The sequence below is a fragment of the Roseobacter sp. N2S genome, from assembly GCF_031454055.1.
Taxonomy (GTDB): domain Bacteria; phylum Pseudomonadota; class Alphaproteobacteria; order Rhodobacterales; family Rhodobacteraceae; genus Amylibacter.
Genome location: NZ_JAVDQB010000015.1, coordinates 58,782 through 81,982, shown reverse-complemented (window position 1 = coordinate 81,982; position 23,201 = coordinate 58,782). Strand labels below are relative to the sequence as shown.

24 protein-coding genes are annotated in these 23,201 nt (G+C 55.5%); 15 read left to right on the top strand and 9 right to left on the bottom strand.

Annotated elements, in window-relative coordinates; all coding sequences use genetic code 11:
* Both GGE09_RS21930 and GGE09_RS21925 read right to left on the bottom strand, forming a co-directional pair.
* Nucleotides 1–2,328, bottom strand: a complete 2,328-nt coding sequence (locus tag GGE09_RS21930) for a DNA topoisomerase IV subunit A (RefSeq protein ID WP_309748268.1) — start codon at nucleotides 2,326–2,328, stop codon at nucleotides 1–3.
* 96 nt (nucleotides 2,329–2,424) lie between these two features.
* On the bottom strand, nucleotides 2,425–3,150 hold the full coding sequence (locus GGE09_RS21925; protein WP_309748267.1) for an SH3 domain-containing protein: 726 nt from the start codon (nucleotides 3,148–3,150) through the stop codon (nucleotides 2,425–2,427).
* A 212-nt stretch (nucleotides 3,151–3,362) separates the two neighbouring features.
* Here GGE09_RS21925 and GGE09_RS21920 point away from each other — a divergent pair, with 212 nt between their 5' ends.
* The 9 genes from GGE09_RS21920 to cobO all read left to right on the top strand — a co-directional run bounded on the left by GGE09_RS21920 (nucleotide 3,363) and on the right by cobO (nucleotide 9,917).
* Nucleotides 3,363–4,196 carry an SDR family NAD(P)-dependent oxidoreductase gene (locus GGE09_RS21920; RefSeq protein ID WP_309748279.1) on the top strand — a complete coding sequence of 278 codons (834 nt, stop codon included), beginning with the start codon at nucleotides 3,363–3,365 and terminating at the stop codon, nucleotides 4,194–4,196.
* A gap of 65 nt (nucleotides 4,197–4,261) precedes the next feature.
* Entirely contained in the window at nucleotides 4,262–4,462 is a 201-nt protein-coding gene (locus GGE09_RS21915; protein ID WP_309748266.1) for a twin transmembrane helix small protein, read from the top strand.
* A 1-nt stretch (nucleotide 4,463) separates the two neighbouring features.
* Nucleotides 4,464–5,036, top strand: coding sequence for a cob(I)yrinic acid a,c-diamide adenosyltransferase (locus GGE09_RS21910; RefSeq protein ID WP_309748265.1), 573 nt, complete (start codon nucleotides 4,464–4,466; stop codon nucleotides 5,034–5,036).
* A gap of 242 nt (nucleotides 5,037–5,278) precedes the next feature.
* On the top strand, nucleotides 5,279–6,040 hold the full coding sequence (locus GGE09_RS21905; RefSeq protein WP_309748264.1) for an electron transfer flavoprotein subunit beta/FixA family protein: 762 nt from the start codon (nucleotides 5,279–5,281) through the stop codon (nucleotides 6,038–6,040).
* Complete coding sequence (locus GGE09_RS21900; protein ID WP_309748263.1) at nucleotides 6,040–6,966, top strand: electron transfer flavoprotein subunit alpha/FixB family protein; 927 nt, start codon at nucleotides 6,040–6,042, stop codon at nucleotides 6,964–6,966. The genes GGE09_RS21905 and GGE09_RS21900 overlap by 1 nt, the downstream gene beginning before the upstream one ends.
* Before the next feature lie 77 nt (nucleotides 6,967–7,043).
* Nucleotides 7,044–7,748 (top strand): hypothetical protein, encoded by a 705-nt coding sequence (locus GGE09_RS21895; RefSeq protein ID WP_309748261.1) that lies wholly within the window; start codon nucleotides 7,044–7,046, stop codon nucleotides 7,746–7,748.
* 80 nt (nucleotides 7,749–7,828) lie between these two features.
* The gene (locus tag GGE09_RS21890) at nucleotides 7,829–8,251 is read left to right on the top strand and encodes a DUF1330 domain-containing protein (RefSeq protein ID WP_309748260.1); all 423 of its coding nucleotides are present in this window, start codon (nucleotides 7,829–7,831) and stop codon (nucleotides 8,249–8,251) included.
* 101 nt (nucleotides 8,252–8,352) lie between these two features.
* Nucleotides 8,353–9,189, top strand: coding sequence for a 3-hydroxybutyryl-CoA dehydrogenase (locus GGE09_RS21885; protein WP_405048575.1), 837 nt, complete (start codon nucleotides 8,353–8,355; stop codon nucleotides 9,187–9,189).
* A 119-nt stretch (nucleotides 9,190–9,308) separates the two neighbouring features.
* On the top strand, nucleotides 9,309–9,917 hold the full coding sequence (gene cobO, locus GGE09_RS21880; protein ID WP_309748258.1) for a cob(I)yrinic acid a,c-diamide adenosyltransferase: 609 nt from the start codon (nucleotides 9,309–9,311) through the stop codon (nucleotides 9,915–9,917).
* A 6-nt stretch (nucleotides 9,918–9,923) separates the two neighbouring features.
* On the opposite strand, the gene GGE09_RS21875 is transcribed toward cobO, so the two are convergent.
* Genes GGE09_RS21875 through GGE09_RS21855 form a run of 5 tightly spaced genes read right to left on the bottom strand, consistent with a single transcriptional unit; the run spans nucleotide 9,924 to nucleotide 16,702 of the window.
* Nucleotides 9,924–10,814 carry a hypothetical protein gene (locus tag GGE09_RS21875; protein ID WP_309748257.1) on the bottom strand — a complete coding sequence of 297 codons (891 nt, stop codon included), beginning with the start codon at nucleotides 10,812–10,814 and terminating at the stop codon, nucleotides 9,924–9,926.
* A gap of 45 nt (nucleotides 10,815–10,859) precedes the next feature.
* Nucleotides 10,860–13,121 (bottom strand): glycosyltransferase family 2 protein, encoded by a 2,262-nt coding sequence (locus tag GGE09_RS21870; protein ID WP_309748256.1) that lies wholly within the window; start codon nucleotides 13,119–13,121, stop codon nucleotides 10,860–10,862.
* Nucleotides 13,114–14,154 (bottom strand): glycosyltransferase family 2 protein, encoded by a 1,041-nt coding sequence (locus GGE09_RS21865; RefSeq protein ID WP_309748255.1) that lies wholly within the window; start codon nucleotides 14,152–14,154, stop codon nucleotides 13,114–13,116. Before GGE09_RS21865 ends, GGE09_RS21870 begins: the two co-directional genes overlap by 8 nt.
* Nucleotides 14,151–15,044, bottom strand: a complete 894-nt coding sequence (locus GGE09_RS21860) for a hypothetical protein (RefSeq protein WP_309748253.1) — start codon at nucleotides 15,042–15,044, stop codon at nucleotides 14,151–14,153. Before GGE09_RS21860 ends, GGE09_RS21865 begins: the two co-directional genes overlap by 4 nt.
* Before the next feature lie 5 nt (nucleotides 15,045–15,049).
* Nucleotides 15,050–16,702, bottom strand: coding sequence for a hypothetical protein (locus GGE09_RS21855; protein WP_309748252.1), 1,653 nt, complete (start codon nucleotides 16,700–16,702; stop codon nucleotides 15,050–15,052).
* Between the two features lie 232 nt (nucleotides 16,703–16,934).
* On the opposite strand from GGE09_RS21855, the gene GGE09_RS21850 reads away from it, so the two are divergent.
* Entirely contained in the window at nucleotides 16,935–17,471 is a 537-nt protein-coding gene (locus GGE09_RS21850; protein WP_309748251.1) for an NAD(P)H-dependent oxidoreductase, read from the top strand.
* Here GGE09_RS21850 and GGE09_RS21845 read toward each other — a convergent pair.
* Complete coding sequence (locus tag GGE09_RS21845) at nucleotides 17,468–17,857, bottom strand: DUF1801 domain-containing protein (protein WP_309748249.1); 390 nt, start codon at nucleotides 17,855–17,857, stop codon at nucleotides 17,468–17,470. The two genes, GGE09_RS21850 and GGE09_RS21845, sit on opposite strands and share 4 nt — an antisense overlap.
* Nucleotides 17,858–17,932: 75 nt before the next feature.
* Between GGE09_RS21845 and GGE09_RS21840 the strand changes: the two genes are divergently transcribed.
* Both GGE09_RS21840 and GGE09_RS21835 read left to right on the top strand, forming a co-directional pair.
* Complete coding sequence (locus GGE09_RS21840) at nucleotides 17,933–18,649, top strand: YafY family protein (RefSeq protein ID WP_309748248.1); 717 nt, start codon at nucleotides 17,933–17,935, stop codon at nucleotides 18,647–18,649.
* Nucleotides 18,650–18,838: 189 nt separating this feature from the next.
* Complete coding sequence (locus tag GGE09_RS21835; protein WP_309748246.1) at nucleotides 18,839–19,984, top strand: lytic murein transglycosylase; 1,146 nt, start codon at nucleotides 18,839–18,841, stop codon at nucleotides 19,982–19,984.
* A gap of 111 nt (nucleotides 19,985–20,095) precedes the next feature.
* On the opposite strand, the gene GGE09_RS21830 is transcribed toward GGE09_RS21835, so the two are convergent.
* Nucleotides 20,096–21,034 (bottom strand): LysR family transcriptional regulator, encoded by a 939-nt coding sequence (locus GGE09_RS21830; protein ID WP_309748244.1) that lies wholly within the window; start codon nucleotides 21,032–21,034, stop codon nucleotides 20,096–20,098.
* A gap of 96 nt (nucleotides 21,035–21,130) precedes the next feature.
* Here GGE09_RS21830 and GGE09_RS21825 point away from each other — a divergent pair, with 96 nt between their 5' ends.
* The 3 genes from GGE09_RS21825 to arsB all read left to right on the top strand — a co-directional run bounded on the left by GGE09_RS21825 (nucleotide 21,131) and on the right by arsB (nucleotide 23,169).
* Nucleotides 21,131–21,598, top strand: coding sequence for a cupin domain-containing protein (locus GGE09_RS21825; protein ID WP_309748242.1), 468 nt, complete (start codon nucleotides 21,131–21,133; stop codon nucleotides 21,596–21,598).
* 161 nt (nucleotides 21,599–21,759) lie between these two features.
* Complete coding sequence (locus tag GGE09_RS21820; RefSeq protein WP_309748241.1) at nucleotides 21,760–22,092, top strand: metalloregulator ArsR/SmtB family transcription factor; 333 nt, start codon at nucleotides 21,760–21,762, stop codon at nucleotides 22,090–22,092.
* 9 nt (nucleotides 22,093–22,101) lie between these two features.
* Nucleotides 22,102–23,169, top strand: a complete 1,068-nt coding sequence (arsB, locus tag GGE09_RS21815; protein ID WP_309748240.1) for an ACR3 family arsenite efflux transporter — start codon at nucleotides 22,102–22,104, stop codon at nucleotides 23,167–23,169.
* The last annotated feature ends 32 nt before the right edge of the window (nucleotides 23,170–23,201 follow it).

The following is a 23,201-nucleotide window of genomic DNA, read 5'->3' as shown; positions in this document are numbered from 1 at the left end:
TCATCCATTGAACTTATTGTCCCGCGGAAAGCCGCGCGGTGCCATGCGCCCTGCACTGGCCCGTTTACCGATCCATTCTTCCAGCGCGGTTTCTGTACGGGTGCGCCCCGCAGGATCAAGCCAGCTCAGCCCCTCTGCCAGCGTAAAGGTGGTTGCATCACACAGGCCACCGTCTTTGTATTTCTGCAACCGAACCCCTTTGCCGCGTCCCAGCTCGGGCAGTTCGGCAATCGGGAAGACCAGCACTTTGCGGTTGTCCCCGACGCAGGCCACATGATCACCGTCAACGGGTTTGCAGACCAGCGCCCGAACCCCGTCGCGCACATTCAGAACCTGACGGCCTGTGCGGGTCTGGGCGATCACTTCATCCTCGGCCACAACAAATCCGTCACCAGCGGTGCTGGCCACCAGCAGTTTACGACCCGGTTTATGCAGGAACATGGTCACCATTTCCGCCTCATTAGGCAGTTCAACCATCAGGCGCACAGGTTCCCCCATGCCCCGCCCGCCGGGCAATCCGTTACAGCCAAGCGTGTAAAACCGCCCGTTCGACCCCAGCAACAACAACCGATCGGTGGTTTCCGCATGAAACAGGAACCGCCCCGTGTCGCCGTCTTTGAATTTCAGCTCTTGGGTCAGGTCAATATGGCCTTTCATGGCCCTGATCCAACCCATCGCAGAACAGACCACGGTGATCGGCTCGCGCTCGATCATGGCCTCCAAGGGGACTTCTTCAAAATCAGGCGCGTCTTCCAGCAAGGTACGCCGTTGGCCCCCTGCGGATTTCTTACCAAATTTCGCGCGGGTCTCTTTCAACTCTTCGATAACGCGCTGCCATTGCAGCTCTTCAGAGTCGATCAGTTTTTCCAGCCCGTCCAGTTCGGCCAGCAAGTCATCCCGCTCTTTGCGCAATTCCATTTCTTCCAAGCGGCGCAAGCTGCGCAGACGCATGTTCAAAATAGCTTCGGATTGGGCATCGGTCAGCTGTTCGGCATCAGGACCGATCACATTTGACGGCGGCTGGTAGTCCGCTTCGTCCCGCGCTTTCGGGTGATCCTTTGACCAGTCTTCCAGCAGCAACGCGATCTTTGGATCATCATCATAGCGGATAATGTCGATCACGCGGTCCAGATTGAGGAAAGCGATGATAAAGCCTTCCAACACTTCCAGACGCTTTTCGATCTTGTCCAAACGGAACTGCGACCGACGCAGCAAAACATCGCGGCGGTGGTCGATAAAGGCGCGCAATACTTCTTTCAGACTGCATACCTTTGGCGTGCGCCCGTCAATCAGCACGTTCATATTCATCGAAAACCGCGTTTCCAGATCGGACTGGCGGAACAGGGTTTCCATCAACATATTCGGATCGACGGTTTTGGACCGAGGCTCCAACACCAGACGGATGTCTTCGGCACTTTCGTCGCGCACATCCGCAAGGATCGGAATTTTCTTGGCGTTGATCAGTTCGGCGATCTTTTCGATCAGCTTGGACTTGGCCACTTGATAGGGAATTTCGGTGACAACAATCTGCCACAACCCACGGGGCAATTCCTCTTTTTCCCAGCGCGCACGCACCCGAAACGCCCCGCGCCCCGTGGCATAGGCCTGCGCAATATTTTCGCGCGGCTCTACCAGAATACCGCCTGTGGGGAAATCAGGACCCGGCACATAATCCAACAGCTTTTCGTCTGAGGTGCCGGGCACTTTCACCAGACGGATCGCCGCCGAGCATAATTCTTCGATGTTATGGGGCGGAATGTTCGTCGCCATGCCCACCGCAATCCCTGTTGACCCGTTCGCCAAAAGGTTAGGAAAGGATGCGGGCAGGACCGATGGCTCGGTCAAGCGGCCATCATAGTTATCGCGGAAATCCACCGCGTTTTCGTCCATGCCTTCCAGCATAGCCTCGGCCACGGCGGTCATACGAGCCTCTGTATACCGCGCCGCCGCAGGGTTATCCCCGTCGATGTTGCCAAAGTTGCCCTGACCGTCCACCATCGGATAGCGAACGTTGAAATCCTGCGCCAGACGCGCCATCGCGTCATAGATCGCCGCATCCCCGTGGGGGTGGAAATCCCCCATCGTGTCGCCGCTGATCTTGGCCGATTTCAGATACTTGCCGTTGGACGCCAACTTCAGCCTGCTCATTGCATACAGAATCCGGCGGTGAACCGGTTTCAGCCCGTCGCGGGCATCGGGCAAGGCACGGTGCATAATCGTGGACAGCGCATAGGTTAAATACCTGTCGCCAATCGCACGGCGCAGGGTTTCAACAGAGGTGCCAGCACCGCTTTCGTTCAGATCGGGATCATCAAAAGTATCAGACATAGCGGTTGTGATATAGGGCAACAGAATCCGCGTCCAGAACACAGTTCATCTTGACTCACTTTATTAGAAAGGGGGATTCGGGCGCGTAGGGGGCGATCAGGATTGATCCTCAAGGAAATTGCGGTGCATCCAGACCGCAGTTCCGCTGTCTTGCACGATCACGCGGGACCACAAGCCATCAACCTCGCCCGTATCCTCGACAATTGTTCCGCGCACAAGTTTATCCAGAATGGCCGACTCTGTACTGGGTGCAGCCCGCGCATTCACCAGCCGCCCCGTAACCCGCCAACGTTTGGGCGCTGCCTGTGCCAGCGGTGCCGGGTTAACAGCGGAAGTGTCGATCGGTGTTTCTTCAAAATCCAGTTGTGATCTCTCGGCGACTGCCGCCGCCGCAAAACGCGCCTGAATTTCGGCAGTGTCCAAAAGTGCGGCGTTTTCTTGATCTTCAAGAGTAGAGGATACGCCCACAGGGGGTTCAGCCGTGGCTGCGGGCTCTGGTTTGGGGGACATCACAACCAGAACTTTCTGCTCAGGATCAGGGTCAGGGTCAGGGATTATCTGCCTAGTTTCAAACTGTGCGGTGCCCCCTGTTACCGTGTCGGACTGTTTGACGCCCGATTGTTCGACGCCCGATTGTTCGATGTCCCGCTGTGCAGCGGTGGCCTGTGCAGGTTCAGACGGTTTCGCTGCAACCACCCCGTCCGCTTGAACCGCAGATTGCACTATGGGAACCGGCTGCACTGTCGGTTTCTGCGTGATATTCTGCACATAAAAAACTGCGGCCAAACACAGCAGCAAAGTAATATTAAAAATCCGTGTCACATTTTCCCCCTAGAAAACGCAGCCCTAAAAATCGTTAGGCCCCCCATTGTTGGGGGAAAACCGAGTCGTTTCAACCCGCTACACCAAAGAAAAGGCTTTCAACCAAGGCGTTTTCTTTGCAGCGCTGGACCCGCGCGGGGGGCTCGGCTATGCAGGCACAGCAATTTCCCCGCCTGAAAGCAGCCAATATGCCGGCCCAAAAGCCCACCCAAATACCCGCCAAATCCATCCTGATCACCGGCTGCTCGTCAGGCATCGGCTATGATGCCGCTCATGCCTTACACAAACGGGGCTGGCAGGTGTTTGCCACCTGCCGCAAGCAAGCAGATTGTGATCGTTTGACGGGTGAAGGTCTGACCAGCTTTCGACTTGATTACGAAGACGAGGCCACAATTTCCGCTGCCCTGCAAAGCTGTCTTGCTGCAACCGGCGGCACGCTGGATGCGATTTTCAACAATGGTGCTTTTGCCATTCCCGGCCCTGTCGAAGATCTAAGCCGTGATGCCCTGCGCTGTATATTCGAGGCCAATTTCTTTGGCCCCTTCGATCTGATCCGCCAAGCGATGCCGATCCTGCGCCAACAAGGCCACGGTCGGATTGTGAATTGTTCATCGGTTCTGGGCCTGACCGCCATGCGCTATCGCGGGGCTTATAATGCCACCAAATTTGCGCTGGAAGGCATGACAGACACCCTGCGGCTGGAACTGCGCGACACCAATATCCACGCCATTCTGATCGAGCCCGGCCCGATCAAAACCGATTTCCGCAAAAATGCGATTAAACAGTTTGAACGCTGGGTCGATTGGGAAAACAGCATGTTACGCGACCACTATGAAGCCGTACTGCTGAATAAACTGAAAAAAGTCGGCACAAGACCTGATCCGGGGGAATTAGGCCCAGAGGCCGTCACCGCCAAACTGATCCATGCGCTGGAAAGCCCGAACCCCAAGCCGCGCTACTTTGTGACATGGCCTACATATCTATCTGCGACCCTACGCCGTCTGCTGCCCACCCGCGCCATGGACGGGGTATTTGGCCGCATGTAACAGAAATTAAGTGGCCCTTTGGCCCGATCCTATTATGTGTTAGGCAAAGAGGGAGGCATCCGCGTATGACAGCTTTATATTACATCATGGTTTTCGCCATTCTGGGCGTTTTTGTCGTGCTGATGGTCGGGCTTGGGGCCTTTACCTCGGGCGGGGAATTCAATCGGAAATACGCCAATAAACTGATGCGCTACCGGATTATTGCACAGGCCATCGCCATTGCGCTGATCCTGCTGTTCGTCACTTTACGCGGATTGGGGAACTGACATGGTTGTTCTGAACAAGATTTACACCCGCACAGGCGATAGTGGCGATACCGCCCTTGGCAACGGCGTGCGGGTGCCAAAACATGCGCCGCGCGTGAATGCCTATGGCACGGTGGATGAAACCAATGCCACAGTCGGGCTGGCGCGCCTGCACGCCACAGGCGATCTGGCAACGGCGCTGTCGCGCATCCAGAACGATCTGTTTGATCTGGGCGCGGACCTGTGCCGCCCCGAAATGGAAAAAGATGCCACAGCGGAATACCCACCCCTGCGGGTGAACGATGCGCAGGTGGACCGGCTGGAAGCCGAAATCGACGCAATGAACGCCGAACTGTCACCGCTGCGCAGCTTTATCCTGCCCGGTGGATCGGCTTTGGCCGCGCATTTGCATCTGTGCCGCACCGTTTCGCGCCGCGCAGAACGTCTGGCCGTGGACCTGTCCACCGTAGAAAGCGTTAATCCCGCGGCGGTGAAATATCTGAACCGCCTGTCGGACTGGTTTTTTGTGGCGGGTCGCGTTGCAAACGGCAATGGGGCGGATGATATTTTGTGGGTTCCGGGGGCCAATCGCTAAGGGTTTCCAGCGCTCCGCGCGGGGATATTTTTGGAAAATGGAAATGGGGCCAAGGGCTTTTAAAGGCCGAAATTGGCAGGTTTACCCCCCCAGTCAGAGGTTTTACCTATAATAACTTGGCGTAATACCTCCCTACCGCGTCGATTTATCTCTATCACTTGGGGCGGGTTTTTCGTAAATCCGTTCCTGACGATTCTAAATCCTGCTTCAATCCCGAGGCAATACAAACAGGAGAAACGCATATGAAGGTACTGGTGCCTGTCAAACGCGTGATCGACTATAACGTGAAAGTTCGTGTTAAAGCGGACGGCAGCGGTGTTGATCTGGCGAATGTCAAAATGTCCATGAACCCTTTCGACGAAATCGCAGTAGAAGAAGCGATCCGCCTGAAAGAAGCTGGAAAAGCTGAAGAAATCATTGCGGTTTCTATCGGTGTGAAACAATCCCAAGAAACCCTGCGCACAGCATTGGCCATGGGTGCAGACCGCGCCATTCTGGTAGTTGCAGCGGATGACGTTCACACAGACATCGAACCTTTGGCGGTTGCCAAAATCCTGAAAGCCGTGATCGACGAAGAACAGCCCGGGCTGGTTCTGGCGGGTAAACAAGCCATCGACAACGACATGAACGCGACAGGCCAGATGCTGGCTGCGCTGACAGGTTGGGCACAGGGTACTTTCGCCTCCGAGTTGGACATTGATGGCGACACAGCCACAGTGACCCGCGAAGTGGACGGCGGTTTGCAGACCATCAAAGTGAAGATGCCTGCGATTGTAACCGTTGACCTGCGTTTGAACGAGCCGCGTTATGCGTCCCTGCCAAACATCATGAAGGCCAAGAAAAAGCCGATGGATGAAAAGACCGCAGCGGATTACGGCGTTGATGTGACACCGCGTTTGACCGTTGTCAGCACGGCGGAACCTGCTGCACGCGCAGCCGGTGTTAAAGTTGCTGATGTGGCCGAACTGATTGCGAAACTCAAAGACGAAGCGGGGGTTCTCTGATGGCTGTACTTCTTCTTGCCGAAATCAACGACGGTGAATTGTCTGTAGACCAAACAGCCAAGGCTGTTTCTGCGGCAACTGCCCTTGGTGATGTAACGGTTCTGGCCTGCGGTGCTACTTGCGCCGATGCTGCTGCCGAGGCTGGTAAAATCGCTGGCGTGTCCAAAGTGCTTTGCGCCGAAGATGCGATCTACGGTCATCGTCTGGCCGAAGCCACTGCTGACCTGATCGTTTCCCTTGCTGGCGATTACAGCCACATTGTAGCGCCCGCCACAACGGACGCCAAAAACATCCTGCCCCGCGTTGCCGCGCTGTTGGATGCTATGGTGATTTCTGATGTGACTGGTGTTGTGGATGGGGATACATTCGAACGTCCGATCTATGCAGGTAACGCGATCCAGACCGTTAAATCCAGCGATGAAAAGAAGGTTATCACCTTCCGCACCGCCGGTTTTGAAGCAGCAGGCGACGGCGGTTCTGCCGCAGTTGAAACCATCGCAGCCGCCGCTGGCAATGACCTGTCTTCATGGGTTGAAGACAAGGTTCAAGAATCGGATCGTCCCGAACTGACCTCTGCCAAGATCGTTGTATCTGGTGGTCGTGGTGTCGGGTCCGAGGAAAGCTTTGCCATCATCGAAGCCCTTGCTGACAAACTGGGTGCTGCCGTTGGCGCGTCCCGTGCAGCAGTGGATTCAGGCTATGCGCCGAACGACTGGCAGGTTGGTCAGACTGGTAAAGTTGTTGCACCAGACCTTTATATCGCTTGCGGTATTTCAGGCGCGATCCAACACTTGGCCGGGATGAAAGATTCCAAAGTCATCGTGGCGATCAACAAAGACGAGGAAGCTCCGATCTTCCAAGTTGCTGATTACGGCTTGGTTGCCGACCTGTTCGAGGCAGTTCCTGCCCTGACAGACGCGCTTTAATCTGTGCGAAATCAATTGAAAGGCCCGCCTCTGTGGCGGGCTTTTTGCGTTTCAGGACAGCCAAGGACTCTAAGACCGTGAAACGGGTAGTTTTTCACATAGGCCCCCATAAAACCGGATCCACCTATATTCAGCGGATGATGCGGGTGAACCGGGCGCGGTTTCCCGAAAGCCATCGCCCTGTGCTGAAATCCGCCCCGCTGTTTGGCGCGTTGCACCGTGCAAGTTTGGGGCTATTGCGTCCCGATCAACAGGCGGACCACCTGCCGTTGATGTTTGATATTGCCAGCGAACTGGCCCGCAATCTGGACGCAGACAACACCCTGTTCAGCGACGAAGACCTGCTTGGCCCACTGCCCAGCCGACACGGGATTGCCGGGCTTTATCCCTATATCGACCAAACACTGCCCCGCATCTACAACGCCTTTGCCGCCCAAGGAATCGCGGTGCAGTTTTTCTTTTATTTGCGCAGCTATAATGACTGGCTGCATTCTGTTCACGCCTATAAATTCCTAAAGGATAAGCGCAGCTTCGCCCCTAAAAAATTCAAAGCGCGCCACCAGTTGCCCGACAACTGGACCAATCTTGTGAACCGTATGAATGCCTCCGTCGGGGCGGAAAACATCCTTTATCACAGTTTTGAACAGGATCGGGCTACGGGGCGAATGGGCACCGCGCTGTTTCGCGCCTTTGGTTTGGACGATGAAACGCTGGATCGGCTTGATTGGATCGCACCGGTCAATGTCTCGCGACCTGAAACGGTTGATCCAAAGCGTTGGTAACGTGACGTTCCCGCTTGCGCTGTTTGACGGAGCGCAATCCCGCGATAGGCTGGGGCAAATCCGAACCCGAAAGGCCCGCCATGACCGCCCACAGCAATATCGACCCGACCCGCGCCCAATTCGACGCCTTTAAATCCCTGCCACGGGACCAACCGGTTAACATGCTCAATCTGGTAAAACTGAAAGATGCTGCCAGCTATGCCGACGGACGCAGCGCCACCGGGGCCGAAGCCTATCAATCTTATAGCGCGGAAAGCGGCCCGATTTTCGCCCGTGTTGGTGGTGAAATCATCTGGCGCGGCAGCCCGCAGGCCATGGTCATCGGCCCCGAAAACGAAGACTGGCACATCGCTTTTATCGCTCGCTACCCCACGCTTAACGCCTTTCTGGAAATGGTCACAGACCCGGCTTACCAAGCGATTGTGTTTCACCGTCAGGCCGCCGTGGCCGACAGTCGCTTGATCGCCCATCACGATCTGGAAGGCGGCCCTGGCTTCGGGTGACATTCCCTTGAAGCTTTCCTCGCAATGTGTAAATTGCTGCACAGCAGCATGGAGGAAGCATCTTGGAAATCAAAACAGTCAGCGTCATCGGCGCCGGACAGATGGGCAACGGCATCGCGCATGTTTTTGCAATCGCCGGTTATGAGGTGCGCCTCTACGATATTTCGCGTGAAGCCCTGGATGCAGGCATCGCCACCATCACCAAAAATCTGGATCGTGCTATCGGGCGGTCCTTGATCACCGAAGACGACAAAGCCCGCGCGCTTAAAAACCTGTCCCCTGTCACCACCTTGCAGGAATGTGGCGATGTGGATCTGGTGATCGAAGCCGCAACCGAACGGGAGCCGATCAAACAGGCTATTTTCGAAGATCTGTTGCCCCATTTGCGCAAAAATACCATCCTGACCTCGAACACATCGTCGATTTCGATCACGCGACTGGCTTCGCGCACCGATCGCCCTGAACAGTTCATGGGCTTGCACTTTATGAACCCTGTGCCACTTATGCAGTTGGTGGAATTGATCCGTGGGATCGCAACAGACGAAGACACGTTCCGTGCGGTTGAAGACGTGGTTGCCAAAATTGGCAAGACCAGCAGCACCGCCGAAGACTTCCCCGCATTTATCGTGAACCGGATTTTGATGCCGATGATCAACGAGGCGATTTACACGCTGTATGAAGGTGTCGGCGGGGTGGAATCCATTGATACATCTTTGAAACTGGGTGCGAATCACCCGATGGGGCCGCTGGAACTGGCGGATTTCATCGGCCTGGACACTTGTCTGGCGATTATGAATGTGCTGCACGACGGGCTGGCTGACACCAAATACCGCCCCTGCCCGCTACTGACCAAATATGTGGAAGCGGGCTGGCTGGGTCGCAAGACCAAGCGCGGGTTCTATGATTACCGCGGTGATGTGCCGGTTCCAACCCGCTAGGGTCAGGCCTGTCGCTTTGCAGGGCAAAGCGGGCCTCCGGCGGGGATATTTTGGGAAAGAAGAAGCTGGACGCGCGGGGGCTTTGCCTTAATGTGGGCGACGAGCGAGAAGGATATGTGATGAGTGAAGATACCGAACGCCACGCAATGAAAATGGCCAAAAAGAAGGTCGCGCGGGATAAAATCATGGCCACCAAGACCGAGAAAAAGGGTTTGGTGATTGTGCATACGGGCAAGGGCAAGGGTAAATCCTCGGCGGCCTTCGGAATGATTTTTCGCTGTATCGCCCATGATATGAAATGTGGTGTGGTGCAATTCATCAAAGGTGGCATGAGCACGGGCGAGCGGGATTTGATCCTGTCGAAATTCACCGACACGTGTTCGTTTCACACCATGGGTGAGGGGTTCACATGGGAGACCCAAGATAAAACCCGCGACACTGAAATGGCGCAGGCGGCTTGGGAAAAGGCCAAAGAACTGATCCGCGACGAGAGCAATCACATGGTCTTACTGGATGAGATCAACATTGCGCTGCGCTATGATTATATCGACGTGAACGAGGTTGTAGAATTTCTGAGCACCGAAAAACCAGAGATGACCCATGTGGTTCTGACGGGGCGCAATGCCAAGGAAGAACTGATCGAACTGGCTGATCTGGTGACCGAAATGGAACTGATCAAACACCCCTTCCGATCCGGCATCAAAGCCCAGATCGGCGTCGAGTATTAAGGCAGCTTAAGCATAAAACTGACGGCGGATGGTGCGGATGTTTTCCATCCGGTCGATGTAATAATTGTCATCGTCGTACGCCTCTGACAATGCGGTTACGACCTCTGCCGGCCAGACATCTGCAACGTGTTCGCCAGCCTTTTCGGGGAATTTCTGTTCGAACTTTTGCGCGAGTTTGCGCAGCAGTGCTTCGTCACCTGTCGGGTGATTTTCCAGATAGGCATGCATCAACAAAGCCCCTTTCAGGGACATTTCGGGATGGGCTTGGTCATCGGCGGCGACCAGATCCTCTTTGTTGGAAATCCCTGAAAAAGCCTGCGCGACACTGCGCCAGATGTAGGGGAAATCCTCATAGGACCAGACCGTTACGGGCAGTTCGCTTTCTTTGCCCTGAACGCGGTGCAGGTATTCCGACCAGCGCAGATCGGTGGGTTCGGATTGATGGGCATAGTCCTGAAACGTCTGCTCGGGTTTGCTTTGCAGGATCAGGTTGTAACAGGCAGGCAGGAAGCTGGCGGGATTGCGGGTGGCGAAGTACAGCTTCACATTTTCCACCCCAACCAAACGGGCCAATTGTGCCGTTGTCGAACTGCCACGCGGATAAAAAATGCCCTCTTTCGTCGGGCGCACCCACGAGCCGCTGATGGCAGGCCGGATCACCAGAATATGCTTGCACTCTTGGCCCTCGCTAAGCTGCGCCAGCAGGGTTTCAGCCGTTTTTTCATCAGCATTGCCATTGCGCAGTGCCCTGATGCCTTGGTTCATTGCCACCTCGGCAGTTTCTGCGGGCGGCATAATAATACCCTCTTCAGCCAGCAGATCGCGGTTCTGTTCCAGATGCGCGCGCAGCTGTTCTTGTGCAGTTTGATGCGCGCCAAATAAGATACGGAGTTCCAATTGGTATTCCTATGTCTGTTTTTGTAGCCAGATGCGTGGCCGAACCTAGTGGTTGGTTTCGCCCCGTTCAATGGTGAAAAAGAACTCTTCCTCGGGGTCTTTTGCGATCACGTCTTCCGGAACACAATCCGGTCCGTTCAAAAACACATTGGCGCCGAAATGCCCGTGCAGCCGCGAGAGTTTTTGCAACCTTGGGCCGGTCAATTCTCCATAAAAGGTGGTGTATTTTTCCGTTTCGCGCAATGCGTCGATTTTGGCACGATGGCGTTTCACCGCTTCATTATGGATCGCGGCAAGTTCGGGATCTGCCATCAGCCGGTCAAATTCAGCGCGCAGTTTCGGCAACATCCGCTGGATCGAGGTTTCCTGCTCTGCGTTGTTGTTCATCCGAAACCAATAGGCAAGCCCCTGATCCCGATCCACATGGTTCACCCGCCCACGATCCCGTTTGACCAGAAAACTTTCGGCACTGCGCACCGCATAATGGTTCAACGACACCAGATCATAACCATAGGTTTCTGTGGTCGAGCGCCAGGCGTTGCGGTAAATATCCTTGGGCAGCCGCACCCCCGAGCCATTCACCCAGTTAATCTGCTCCCATAGTTGCGGATTAAGCCCCTTGGGGCGATGCACACCCATCTTTTTGAACAGGCCGATGTTTTGATACAGGGTCTTAAACCCCCAAGCCTGATGGGGTTTATTGGCGAATTCAGGGGCGCAGCGGTCAAACCGCTCGGTGATCAGCTCGTCTCGGTATTCATCCACATCGCCGTTGCCAAACAACCGCCACGTCATTGCGATCATATTGGCGTCAGGCACGGCGCTAAACAGCGCATCCAATGTGCCGTCACCGCATTTTATGTTAATGAATTCATCCACATCCATACAGACCAGCCAGCGGGCCTTTTTCATAACCGCTTCGCTTTCGGCGGCTTGCAGCGCGGCATGCTGGGGCTTCAGCCCCGACTTTTTGAACGGATTGTCCCGATGCTGCACCAACCCACGCTTTTGCAGCAGGTCCAACATGGTGTCGGTCCCATCGGTGCAATCGTTTGTATAGACCAGAAAGTCGTCAAACCCGATGGCGCGGTGATAGGCCAGCCATTCCAGAATAAACGGTCCCTCGTTTTTCATACAGGTGACAATCGCCGCCCGCCCGCGCCCTGTGTCTGTGTCGGGTTTGATTTCCGGCATCCGCACGGGTTTTGCACCAAACCGTTTTTTCGCCAGATCAATCAGCGGGTCATATTCCACAAGGCTCGATTTCGGAACGATTTTCGCGACCGAGGGCGTGGGATGGCGCAGGGACATATAGCGGTAAAACGGGCGGGCGGTTTTGATATCCATGCCCACATTCCCCACACGGATCAGCCGCCAGATCGCCGCATCTGATGCTTTGTCAGGGGCGATACACCAACGTTGCTTCATCTTGCGGGCGTCAAATTGCACGCAGATATGATCGCCGAAAGTGGCTGGGGCATTCTTGCGGGTGCGCCAAGGGTACACATGCCGCCCCGCCAAAGGAATGCAGCCAGACGCAGACGCAACCGCCGCATCAAACAGCGTGCCAGCCTTTTGTTCGATCATCAGATCATAGACGTCAATATTCGCCACCGCGCGGGCCTGCGCCAGAAACCGGTTGCGGATCTGTTCATAAACCAACACCTGCAACAAAGGCGCGGCCCAAGGGTCTGGTTCTGGAATTTCCATGCGGTCTTTGCCGGGGGCATCGGGCGCGCAATAGGGGTGGGTTTCGGCGGGCTGTTTCGGATTGCCAAGAGGCGTATCCCCATCCAGCAGCAGCACGGTACAGGGCTGTTCCAACTGCGCTACACCGTCGCGCAGCTTGCGTAAGAACCCCTTGTCGCTGTCAGGTTTGGCGCGATCCAGAATGACAACACCCTGAAGATCGTGGTGCGTCACGTGATATGTGATCCATTCCAGAACCGTCTGTGCCGTTTCACCATTGCGCACGGCCACAAAACAGTTTTTTCCCGCAAACAGGTCCAACTCGGCGTTGCTCGGATCAATTTCGACGGGGGTATCTGCGAAAACCATTTTCAGCGGACCCGTCAGCGTATCAGACGCACAGGTCCACCACATCGCACCGCCAATGCTACGGGTTTCCAGAACCTGCATGTCTGCGCCCGGAAACACCCGCAAAGTATCTGCGTCATTGCGAAAAAACAGGTGCACGATACGTTTGCCATCGCGCAGTTGCGACACCGCATCCAGCAAGACGATCCCTTCTGCCGAAACCACCCCAAGGCTGCGGTGAAGCAACGCATTTCCAGCTGGCTTACCCATTGTCATTCATCGCTTTTATTTGTTGGTGAATATACTGCCGCGCCCGATCTTGCGGCGGCGGTGTGCTGCCCGCCAGCAACCCCAAACGCCAGATCAGGCGGATATTGTCGATGTCTTCCATCATTACGGCAATGCGGCGTTGATGTTCCATGCAACTGCCCCAATGCAGGGTGTCCACCTCTGGCAGATCAAGCAATTGCGCGCGCAGGGCGTCAGTGGCGGGTGCCATCCGCGCGATACTGCGATCTGTCACAGTATTGAAATTCCGCTCGGCCCAGTAAGACAAATCAATCGCACGGTCCATATGATTGGGCAGGCCGCGTTTGGCTTTCAGCATGAATTCCTGCGCGGATCGGACAGAATAATGGTTCAAATAGGCCAGAGGCCGCGCCAGATCCAACTGTCCGTACAGCGAGATCGCTTTGTCATTCGCGGCCATACCCCGCGACAATTCCTGCCCGTTAGACACAAACCACCGCGGTGCCGCGTCCTTTTTATTGCGGGGACGATGCACCCCCAACTGGCGAAATGCCTGCGGGCGGAACAGTGTTTTGAACAGGTTTGCCAAAGGATAGTGAATATCCACAGGAGCCGCCTGAACAAACCGTTCGGGAACAGGGGCCATGTCGTACGCATCCTGCCCCGCAGCCCCGAACAACCGCCACGGAAAGGCAATCGCCGCCGCATCCGGCATGGTCTGGATCAAAGCTGGCAGATCGGCGAAAGGTGCTGGCAGGTTCAGGTATTCATCACAATCAAAGAACAGCACCCAATCCGCAGCTTTCACCAGAGGATGGGTTTTCGCTATATTCAACGCCTGCCATTGCACGGATTTTTCCGCAGTATAATCAAACGGCAGATGGGTGATGCGTCCGTCAGCGGCCAGCGCTTGCAACAGTTCTGCACTGCCGTCATCACAATCATGGGTCAGCACCAGCATGTGATCAAAGCCACAGGCCAGATGATGTGCGATCCAATCCACCACATAGGGGCCTTCATTGCGCAGGCAGGTGACACCCAGAATTCCGGTCATTGCGCCCGCCCCGATTCCAGCCGTTTACGGCGGTTGCGAAATGCCCGTTGCAGTTTTGGCACCCAAACATCCCGTCCGCGCCGCCGCATGTAGTTTTCCATCTGCTGCTTATACAAATAAACCGACCCACGATTTCGGATCATCTCGGCAAAGCGCGCCGGATCCAGCATCCCGATGATACCTTCCCCCATCACGGGCTTCAAAACATCAAGCCGCCGCAGAAACAAGGCCGACCGGTGGCCAAAACCGATGGCCCGCAACGGGATCACATTGTCCCCCGTCAAACGATCCGCGTGGGCGGTGTCTTGGGGTTCATATGGGTCGTAAACCACATAGACTTTGGCGGCGGTTTTGATGCATTCCGCCCCGTCGCTATAAGGCAAGGACCAGTCAAATTCCCGTCCTTTGGCAAAGCGCTGCTCCCACGGCACCCGATCCGTTATCAAGGTGGATTGCGGGCTGAACGCAATCACATTGGCGCCCGGAACAAGCGCGCTGAACACAAGGGCTGCAAAGCCACCCATCGACGCACCAGACAGGGTAACATGATCAAATTGTTCAAAAAACCCGTCATCACGCAGCTTTTCAAGGCGGGTAATCAGGCAGGCATCGCGAAACCAGCTTGGTCCTTGCGCAAACACCCCAAGATGGGACCAGTTGTTGTAATTACAAAAGCTCGACGCCCAAGCCTCGCGGTCATATCCCTCGTGTCCCGCCTCGGCCAGATTATCGAATGTTATCACCAGTTGCGTCAGGCTGCGTTCAACATAACACAGGGAATGACCGCCCATTTTTTCGTAAAAACCGTCCCGTTCCCCGTCAGGATAAATATCACGATACCAGTCGGGAATAACCCCGTGCTCGACCTTTCTTTCCATCTCGTCAGACATCGGATTCACCGTTTCTGCACGACCAAAAGCTGATCTTTACGGGATTTGTCAAAACCCACCTGATAGATGAAACACCCAGAAATCTGATCCCGCATATCGTTCAACTGTTGGGTGATGGCAGGGTCGGAATGGGCAAAAGCCCCGTCCCGCTGATACCCGTAAAACAGCGCAGCCGTTTTGGTGATCCCGCCCTTTTCCATATGTTTGGGCTGCCACCGCAGGTTTTCAATGGTGTAAAACCCGCCCGAGGCCAGTTTGGGGAACAGTTCCAGAAACGCATTCTGCTGGTGATGCGACGCGTGGCTGGCATCATCCACAATAATATCCATTTTCGGCAGGTCAGCCGTGGCCACGCCGATCGCTTCGCGGGTGTCCATATCGCAGTTCACATAGGTGAAACGCGGGTCTTCCAGCCAGCTGAAATCCGAAATATCCAACCCGAAAACCTGCGCTTTGGGGAAATACTCCAGCCACATATTCACCGAGGGCGCGTCATTGGTGATCCGCTGCGCTGCAATTTCATGTTCCGGGCCGCTGTTCAGCAACCCCATTTCCAGCAGGTTCAACTTGCGCCCGCGCAAGGGCAGAAACAGCATCTGGTATAGTTCGGTATAGCGGTGCTTCACCGAGCCTTTGTCCGTAGCGTATTTATTGGCGATATCTGTCAGATTAACCTGCCCGATCCCCGCACGGGCACTGGCATCCAACGGGGCCACTTTCGGGGCGGCTTTCGGTTTGGCGGCAGGCTTCGGCTTATCCGCAGGCGGTTGTTTTGGCTGTTGCGCGGCTTTGGGCTTCGGCGTGTCGTCGGCTTCGGCTTTTTGCGCTTTGGACATGGGCAAAGGCGCTTTGGCGGGGTCGATATCGTGTTTCTTGATCAACTGGCCGAGCAGGCTTTTGGGATGGGGTTCCCCACCTTCTTTTTCCACAAGCCGTGCCCGCATACGCCGCCCGTAAAGGTGAATGGAATAGGTGTTTTCAGTCACATAAGGCGTGGTGTCAAAATTGCGCTTCAACATCATGCGGCGGTCACGATAGGTGAAAGGATAGAGCCCCTCCTGGGGCAGGGCATATTTTGCCTCTCCGGTTTTATGCAGGAAATGGGTGACAGCATGAGGCCCCCAGACCCCCCAAGGCTGTTCCGAGGCGTGCACAGGGTTGCCAGCGTCACGGGCCTCTTGCAATTCGCGGGTGTATTCATCGCCGTACCATGTGGGGATGGCGAATTCGTCCGAGGTAAACTCCAGCAATTCCCGCAGGGTATCACTGTCCGATGGCAGACCCAAAACACCGCCATTGATGTGTTTATCCGATTCCCAGCCATAAAAATGCCCGTTCGGCGTTTCGAATTTCTTCATGCAATAAGCGTCAGTATCGGCCCAGATTGTATCGGGATTCTGCTCTAACATCTTGTATCGGAACAGATCGGAATGCAGCGCAGGCGATCCGGTGCGGGCATGGGCCAGAAAATCAGTGCGCGGCAAAACATCCGCCGCATCAGCCAGTTCCATCCCGTCCGGTACATTTTTCAACGGGCCATAGTGATACAGCTTCACCCGATGCCCTGCATCCACAAAGGATTTCAGGCACAATTGTTCCAGAAAGCTCAGGCTGCCTTCCATCCACAAGGCCGCGATTTGATAGTCTTTCCCTGCCACGATACTGTCCCTTTGTAGAACCACTGCCTCTTGTTTTGCGGCATCATAAGCACAGGCACAGAAAGCTACAATGTTTCAGCCAGTTGCGCGTCTAAAATCCCCCTAATTGTTGTAATAAGGCAAAATTGCAAACAGACCCTTACCAAGGCCGATTTTACAAGGCATCCACACGCAAGGCTTGGATTTCGCCTGAATTCAACTTATGCCCGTCGAAACGTTCCAAGGATTTACTATGTCTGACCCAAAACTTCTCGCAATCTCCGGCTCTTTGCGGGCCGGTTCTTTTAACACCATGCTGCTGAAAACCGCCGTAGCAGCCTTTGGCTCTGCCGATGTGACCTATGCCGACATCCGTTTTCCGCTGTATGATGGCGATCTGGAAACTTCTGACGGCATCCCCGCTGCCGTGCAAACCCTTCATGATCAGATGCAAGCCGCCGACGCGATCATTATCGCCACTCCCGAATATAACGGCAACCTGTCCGGCGTTCTGAAAAACGCTTTGGATTGGGTCAGCCGCGCCAAACCGATGCCAATGAATGACACCCCTGTGGCGATTATGTCTGCAACCGGCGGGCGCACGGGGGGTGTGATGACACAGAATTCCCTGCGCCAATGCCTGACCCCGTTCCAGCCCCATGTGCTGCAAGGCCCCGCGGTTGCGGTCGCCATGGCCTCGACGGTTTTTGACGAGACAGGGCTTCTAACGGATGAGCGGTATCAAAAAGCGGTGCAAAAACTGATGGATAAGCTGCGCAGCCGCGTCTAGCGCATCAGTTTGTATTGCAACCCGTGCAGGATCAGGAACCGCAGCTTTTCCTGTTCCTGCACCCCCAGTTTATCCAGATAAACCGCACGGTTTCCCTCAATCACAAAATCATCGGGAAACCGCTGCGCAAAAGTGCTGATCAGACTGCTCTGGCAATGGGCAAACAGGGCGGCCTGCCCCGTTTTCGCCAGCCCAAGCCGCAAGCTACTGCCTTTGGGCGCGATATAACTCGGCTGGCCCCAACGCAGAGTCTCCTCAACCGGACCAGCGCCGACAGACTCCGCACAGTCAAAAATCAGCCCCCGCACCTTGAGCAGCAGTGATTTTTGCGACACAGGCATCGCGTCATAGACGGCTTTTACGGGCGCTGGCAGCTCTGGTGTCATTGCGTCTTCCTTTTTCGTCAGTAGATCACAACACTACTGTCACTTTTTGTCAGCAGTCTGTACTATTCTGCCATTATGGCAAAATCGGAACGTATTCTTCAACTGATGCAACTGCTGCGGCTGTTGCCCGCGCCCGTTCAGGCAGCGCAGCTTTCGGCTGAACTGGGCGTGTCGCTGCGCACGATCTACCGCGATGTGGAAAGCCTGCGCCGCGCGGGGGCGATTATCGACGGGGCGGCGGGATTTGGCTATACGCTGGTCGAAGACACCGCCATGCCGCCCATGTTATTCAACGTCGATGAAACCGAGGCGCTGGTGCTGGGCCTGCGCGAGGTGATCGAGGTCGGCGATCCTGTGCTGGCCAATGCCGCCCGCAATGCGCTGGCCAAACTGGCCGCCAGCCTGCCCAACCGCCTGTCGCGCCAGATGCAAAACGCAGTGCTGAGCGCCAAACGCTTTCACACCCGCCCCGAAATCACCGTGGATGTGGCCCTGATCCGTCAGGCCGCCCGCGCCGAACAGGCGATTCACATCCACTACGGCGACGCCAAAGGCGCGCGCACCGAACGCACCCTCTGGCCCCTGTCGATCATCTTTATGGATCAAACCCTGATGCTGTTGGCTAAATGCCAGCTTCGTCAGGATTTTCGCGCCTTTCGGGTGGACCGGATCAGCGATTTACGCATCACAGACCAATCTTTCCGCCCCCATCGCACCAGCCTGTTGCGCGATGCTTTGGCCCGCCTGCAAGAAGAAGAGGCGACCGCCCGCTCGCCAGACTGCGCCCCATAATACCCCCTTTTGTGAAACGCCTTTTCCCGCTATGCTTACGGAAAAAATAGGCGATCAGAGCAGGAGCATCGCATGCTAAAGCGTGGACTAAAAATATGTGCCTTATTGGCATTTCTACCCAACATAGCCCTTAGCGCGGCAGTGGTTTCCGAAACCAGCCAAGCGCCCCAACAAACACAAGACATTTTAATGGCACAAACCGAATCCGGTTTCCAGCAATGGGTCAAAAGCTTTAAGGCCCGCGCCTTAGCCAATGGTATTTCATCCCAAACCTACGACCGCGCCTTTCGCGGCGTCAGACTGAACCAAAGAGTTATCGCATCGGACCGTAAACAGGCCGAGTTTTCACGGGAAATTTGGGATTATCTGGACACAGCCACCTCCCCAAAGCGGGTAAAAAACGGCAAGGCAATGGTGCGCAAGCACAAATCCAAGCTGCGTCAAATTGAAAACAAATATGGTGTGGAATGGTCAGTCGTTGTTGCCATCTGGGGGCTTGAAAGCTCTTACGGTGAAAACATGGGCGACATCAATATTATTGAAGCACTGTCCACACTTGCCTATGAAGGCCGCCGCCGTAAATTTGGTGAAAGCCAGCTTTTGACTGCTCTGAAAATCATCCAGAAAGGCGACATCACGCCAGATCGTATGCTGGGCAGTTGGGCGGGCGCCATGGGGCACACCCAGTTCATTCCCACCAGCTTTGACGCGCTGGCGGTGGACTTTACCGGCGACGGCAAACGCAACGTCTGGGACAGCCGCGATCCGTCAGATGCGCTGGCTTCTACCGCCAACTATCTAAAGCGCAACGGCTGGGTCAAAGGCCAGCCTTGGGCGATCGAAGTGCAGCTTCCCAAGAATTTCAACTACGGCAACGCCTCGCTTAAAGTGAAAGCAACCCCTGCCCGCTGGGCAGACCTGGGCGTGCGCACCATGTCAGGCGGGAAAATCCCCAACTACGGCAGTGCGGCGATCCTGTTGCCCGCTGGCGCGGACGGCCCCGCCTTTGCAGTGTTTAAAAACTTCTTCGTGATCAAACGCTATAACAACGCCAATTCCTATGCGATGGCGGTTGGGCACCTTGCCGATAAAATCAACGGCGGCGGTGAATTCGTGCGTGACTGGCCCCGCGGCCCCGGCGCATTGCGTTTGCCCGAAAAACTAGAGGTTCAGGAACTGCTGATCAAAGCCGGTTATGACATCGGAGAGCCGGACGGCATCATCGGCCCCAAAACCATCGACGCCATCAGCGACATGCAAATCAAGGCAGGGCAACAACCATCCGGCAAAGCGGATCAGGCTGTGCTGGCCTTCCTGCGCCAACGGGTGCGATAAATCCCCCAACGCGGCAGAAAACACCTGCCGCGTTGGGTTTTTCGCTCACTTCGGGCGGTTTGATGCGAAAAATGGGCCTTTCAGACCAAGTGCCCTTTCCTTGGATTTCCTTCAAGTTTCATCATAAGGCTGCAAGAGGTCAACAATCAGACTTCTTAACCATTGGTGTGGCGAACTGTGGGAATATCGACGGTTCCAAATCAAAAACAGGCGGGCCGGATCAACGGGAATTGGCGGCTGAAACACATCAAGATTGGCCGTTTCTGCAATCCGATGGGCCAATGCAGTTGGAAGCAAAGCTATCAAATCCGACCCCGCAACCGCGCGGTATACTCCGGAAAAAACCGGTAGGGTCATTACGACACTGCGCGAACGTCCAACCCGCGCCAGACCTTCGTCCCCAAGCCCTACGGGGTTTCCTTCGGTCGAAAACAAAATATGGCCAAGGTCGCAAAATAGTTCCAGCGGCATCACGTCGCCACGGGTGATCCTGGCTGCTTTTATGCGCGGATGCTGCTTTCTAACGATAACCGAGAATGACGACTGGAACACAAATTGCCCTTCAGCCCAATCCGGCAGTTTGGTCTGGGGAAGTAACGCAAAATCAACGTCATAACTTTCCAAAGTGCCGACACGGTCATCAGGCACAAGGTCAACCAAATGCACCCGTACTGACGCCGCCTCAACCTCTATGCGCTCCGCCAGCACCGGCATAAGCAATTCTGCGAAAAAATCGCTGCCGGATATGCGAAACTTATTGTCTGCAACGGCAGGATCAAAAAGCTCTGGCGCGCGGATCAAGACCTCGACGCGGCTCATTATGTCGCGAAGCGGTTCGCGCAAGGAAAGCGCAAACTCTGTCGCCTCCAGTTTCTGCCCGTTTCGAAAAAACAGCTCGTCTTTGAGGGATTTCCGCAGCCTTGCAAGCGCGCCAGATACGGCTGGCTGCGACAGGCCCAAACGTTGACCGGCCTTCACGGTCGAATGTTCGATCAACAACGCATCAAGGACACGCAAGAGATTCAAATCAAAGCTAGATAAATTGGCCATACCAATTAATAGTATAGCAACAATCGATTTATCAAATTAATTCAACACAGATACCCTGGCTCCAGTATCAAACTCAGCAAAGCAGGAGCTTTAGATATGCTGGATCGCCCTCGTACCTATAATGTCTTGAATATTTTAATGAAGTTTCATGCTTTCCCCGCTGAAACAATGGGCAAGTTTTGTCTCGTAGAATGCCTCGTGCCGGTTGGTGCTGGTGCGCCCCCGAACCACCACGCTGGTGAGACTGAGGCCTTTTATGTTGTGGACGGCCAGATCGGTTTTATGGTGGATGGCGCGGAAATTCTTGCAGGGCCGGGGCAGCATATTGCGATCCCTGACGGGGCAGTTCATGCCTTTCAAGCCGTTGGGGACAAGCCCGCCCGCGTGCTGATTATCAATGCCCCTGGGGATATGCATGACAGATTCTTCACAGGTATCGGAGAACCGCTTCCCGAAGGTCAAAACGAACTGCCGACACCAGCCAATCCGGACCTTCCGTTCGTTATGTCCAAAGCACAGGAAGTGGGCATGACATTTGTACCGCCGGGCGACGGCGCGGCCTGATCTGCCGCTGGGACGGAAAAGCAAAGGTGCGGACGCCGCGAGTGTGCGCACCTGACGGACGGTTCTAAAACCAACACTCCGATCTTCCCCCACTCAAAACCCTCATTAATATTGCCACCACATTCTTGACACGCCCTAATTATATCCATAAATCCAGATATATGGATAAAAAACAAGCCCTCACTGCCTTTTCTGCGCTCAGCCAACCCACGCGGCTAGATGTCTTCCGCCTGCTGGTCAAAGCGGGCGCGGAGGGGATGTCGGCGGGGGATATTGGTGATGCCTTGAACGTGCGTCAGAACACGATGTCGGCCAATCTGTCGATCCTCGCCCAATCTGGTCTGATCCGCAATGAACGGCACGGGCGCAGCATTCGCTATTTTGCAGAAATGGACGGAATGCGCGGGTTGTTGGCGTTCTTGATGGAAGACTGCTGTGGCGGGCGTCCCGAATTGTGCCAGCCCCTCCTTAATGAAATCGCCTGCCCCTGTTAGGAAAATACGATGACCGACACTTCTCTGCGCGCCGCCGCTGGCCTTGGTACGTTTGAACGCTGGCTCTCGGTCTGGGTGGCGCTGGCGATTGGCGCGGGGCTGCTACTGGGCAATCTGTTCCCAGGCCTGTTCGCGTCATTGGCGGCACTGGAAATCGCCTCGGTCAACCTGCCGGTGGCGGTGCTGATCTGGGCGATGGTCTATCCGATGATGGTCGGCGTTGATTTCAGCGCCCTGCGCCAAGTCGGTGATCGCCCCAAGGGTCTGGTGGTCACGCTGGTGGTGAACTGGCTGATCAAACCCTTCACAATGGCCGCCCTTGGCGTGCTGTTTTTCAACTATTTTTTCGCAGGCCTGATCCCGCCTGACGACGCCCAAGCCTATCTGGCAGGGGTGATCCTGCTGGGGGCCGCGCCCTGTACGGCGATGGTGTTTGTCTGGTCGAACCTGACACGGGGCGATGCAACCTATACGCTGGTGCAGGTCAGCGTGAACGATGTGATTATGGTCTTCGCATTCGCCCCGATCGTGGCATTTTTGCTGGGCGTCACCGATATTGTGGTGCCTTGGGATACGCTTTTGCTATCGGTTGGCCTTTATGTGATGCTGCCCTTGCTGGCGGGTTATCTGACCCGCCGCACCCTGATCCAAAACGGCGGAGAGCCTGCCGTTGACTGGTTCAAATCCCGCGTACAGCCGTTTTCGATCTTTGGCTTGTTGGTGACTGTCGTCCTGCTGTTTGGCTTTCAGGGAGAGGTCATTCTGGACCGCCCCTTGGTCATCGCCCTGATCTCAATCCCGCTGCTGCTACAATCCTACGGCATCTTCTTTCTGGCCTATGGCGCAGCGCGGCTTTGGGGGATTCCCTTTAACGTGGCCGCCCCCTGCGCGCTAATCGGCACCTCGAATTTCTTTGAACTGGCGGTGGCCGTGGCGATCAGCCTTTTCGGACTTGGATCAGGGGCGGCCCTTGCCACAGTGGTCGGCGTGTTGGTCGAGGTTCCGGTGATGCTGTCCCTCGTCGCCTTTGCCAATCGCACCCAGCATTGGTTCCCCGCAGATGGGGCTGGCAGATAACCGTTGTGATCATCTGTGCAGTCCAGCGCGCC